3 protein-coding genes are annotated in these 3,021 nt (G+C 48.3%); all 3 read left to right on the forward strand.

What is annotated here, in order from left to right; genetic code table 11:
- Positions 1–160: 160 nt before the first annotated feature.
- Positions 161–1,378: a Na+/H+ antiporter NhaA gene (nhaA, locus tag HWQ67_RS15395; protein WP_218253571.1), complete on the forward strand. Its 1,218-nt coding sequence runs from the start codon at positions 161–163 to the stop codon at positions 1,376–1,378.
- Between the two features lie 148 nt (positions 1,379–1,526).
- Positions 1,527–2,309 carry a YdcF family protein gene (locus HWQ67_RS15400; protein WP_218253572.1) on the forward strand — a complete coding sequence of 261 codons (783 nt, stop codon included), beginning with the start codon at positions 1,527–1,529 and terminating at the stop codon, positions 2,307–2,309.
- Between the two features lie 126 nt (positions 2,310–2,435).
- Positions 2,436–3,021, forward strand: a 586-nt coding sequence (locus HWQ67_RS15405) for a TolC family protein (protein ID WP_218253573.1), incomplete at its 3' end; no start/stop codon positions are given.

A 3,021-nucleotide genomic window follows, 5' to 3' on the forward strand; every position in this document is an offset into this window, starting at 1 on the left:
TCATGGTAGCACAAGGAAGAAAGGGGCGGCTCCGCCCCCCTTCAGAACCCCCCGCAAGGGGACCAGTCCCCTTGACCCCTTCTTGCGAAACATTTTACCATGCTTTTTTTAAGAGGATACCATTATTTTAGAGTTAAAATATGCCAGTGACTATTTTGACATGAAAACGAACATTAATATAAAGCTATCTGGTGGGGGTATGCTTATCTCCTGTACCATGTTTGCGCTTTTACTTGCAAATTCGCCGTTAGCAAGGTATTATCACGCAGTGTTAGAGATGCACTTCTTTATTGGAATCGGCGGACTTTCTATTTCCAAGACACTGCTTCACTGGATAAACGATAGCCTGATGACACTGTTTTTTCTCCTGGTTGGTCTGGAAATTAAGAGAGAGTTGATGATAGGCCAGTTGAGTTCAAGACAGAAGGCCACACTGCCCATTATGTCAGCCATAGGTGGGATGCTTTTGCCGGCGCTCATTTATACGATATGTAATTATGGCAGTGATACCATCAGAGGTTGGGCAATTCCCACGGCAACCGACATTGCCTTTGCCATTGGTGTGCTGAATTTATTAGGAAGTATTGTGCCTGTAAACATAAAAATATTTCTTACTGCCCTGGCTATTGTCGATGACCTTGGAGCGGTTGTCATAATAGCCGTTGTCTATACAAGCAATATCTCGGTGTACTTTCTTCTGGCGGCTACAGGTGTGTTTGCTGTTTTAATGCTGCTTAACGTTATGGGGTCAAGGAACCTATGGATATATTGTCTTATAGGGATTGTTCTTTGGTTTTTCACCTTAAAGTCTGGGATACACGCCACAATTGCAGGTGTTGTCCTGGCCGCGACCATACCGGGTAATTTTAAAAGCAAAAAATCCGCAGGCGAGCTGTTCCTGGAGGACGAACCTGAAAGAGAGGATGATGAATCTCAGCATCACATGACAGATTCACCCCTGTTAAACATGGAACATGGCCTGTATCACATAGTGACTTACGGTATAATGCCGCTTTTTGCCTTTGCCAATGCGGGCATATCTCTCAGGATAGGCACAGGCGACCTCATCAATCCTGCGGTTGTCGGCGTGTTTCTGGGACTCGTACTTGGCAAGCAGTTGGGGGTTATCTCTTTCGCATGGTTAAGTGTAAGAACCAAATTGGCTGAACTCCCCGTAGGGGTCTCATGGGGACAGCTCTACGGGGTGGCCTGGTTAAGTGGCATAGGCTTTACAATGTCGATTTTTATCGATCTCTTGGTCTTTGGCGAAAGCAAGCTGGCCGATACGGTAAAGCTATCCATACTTGCGGCCTCCTTCTTTGCCGGTGCCGGAGGATGGCTCGTGTTAAAGGCATCATATAAACCTCCCTCAGATTGAATTATGATAGCGCCACAATCAACCGTGGTTGCCAGGATTTAAGCCACTTTTATCCCTTCATAATATGGCACTGTTACTATGCGCCAGCAACATGACCACGTTTGAATGGAGTGCTACCTCACGGAAATATTTACGGGAATATTTTTCATTGTTTGAGGTAAAATACCTGGCAGATATGCTTTCAGACAAGATTTTAATGAGCCTGATTAACCCGCTCCTGTACGTCTTTGTCGGGTTGATGGCGTTGCTGCTGTCAAGGCAGAGACACAAGCCGCTGATATTTTTGCTGATACTGTATTTGTATGTCATAAGCATCCCCTATACAACCAACCAGTTCTTTGCAAGGTACTGGCACGTCAACGACACCTACGACCCATCCGTCACCTACGACGCCGTGGTTGTAATGGCCGGTGTGACGGATGCAAACCTGTATGTTGCCAATCACTTTCCGGCTTATGTGCCCGATAGTCATGTCTTTTACACAAACGGGATCGAACGCATCTGGGCCGGCATATACTTTGTCAAAAACGGGTTTGCAAAAAAGCTGCTCTTTGCCCAGTGGAAGACCAAGACCTACAACGAGGCCGACGTCGTAAAGAGATATGCCTTAAGTCTTGGCCTGAAGGAGCAGCAGATACAGCTCTATGGAGAGGTCAGCAAGACCATTGACGAGGCAAGAGGCATCAGGGCGCTAAAGGACAAACATGCCATCAAAAAACTGTTGCTCGTCACCTCAGAGTCACACATGCGCAGGACCCTGGCCATGTTCAGAAAGCAGGGGCTTGACCCCGACGTGTTCTCTACCAACAGGCATGGCACACACGTAGACCTCTCGTCCTTCTTGCCAACGGCCACGGCCCTGGAGCATTTTTATCACTGCCTCTACGAGCTGGCCGGCTATGCCTTTTACTACCTCAAGGGTGAGCTGTAGGGGGGTAGAGCCGCACGTTTATTTTGCCCCTTTATTTTCTTCTGACATTTATAGTATAATGTCCTTACACGTATGGGATACAAGGCAATCATAAGAATATGTTGGACGGTATGCTTTTTACTGGTAATGCCGGTGATAGCTGGGGCGACGGACATAAGCCTCAGAGACGCTATCGGGTTGGCCATGAAGGACAACCACCGGATCAATGCCCTCACCTTCGCTCAGGAGGCATCAAGAAACGATGTGGACATAGCGCGTGGAAACCTGCTTCCCAAGGTCACCTTTGAGGAAACCATCATGCGTACAAACAATCCCACGTACTACTTTATGTCAAAGCTCAATCAGAGCCGCTTTTCACAGCAAGACTTTGAGATAAGCGCACTCAATCACCCCAATCCGACCAACAACTACCGCACAAACCTTGAATTTGAAATGCCACTGTTTGTGCGCAAGGCATCCCTGGGGATCGACATCGCCAAAGATGCACTCGATGGCAAGCACCACGAGCTTGAACGCATCAGGGAAAGCGTTGCCCTCGATGTGGTAAAGGCCTACGTGGGCGTAAAGACTGCCGGGGCGTATATCGGGGTAAGCAACAAGGCCATTGAAGACGCAGGGGAACACCTGCGGGTGGCCAGGGTGCGATACGATACGGGCGTGGGAACGTATGCGGACTTCTTACGGGCGCAGGTATCCGTCACCGAGGCAGAGA

Origin of the sequence: Candidatus Magnetobacterium casense, assembly GCF_019173545.1 — a bacterium.
Lineage (GTDB): Bacteria > Nitrospirota > Thermodesulfovibrionia > Thermodesulfovibrionales > Magnetobacteriaceae > Magnetobacterium > Magnetobacterium cryptolimnobacter.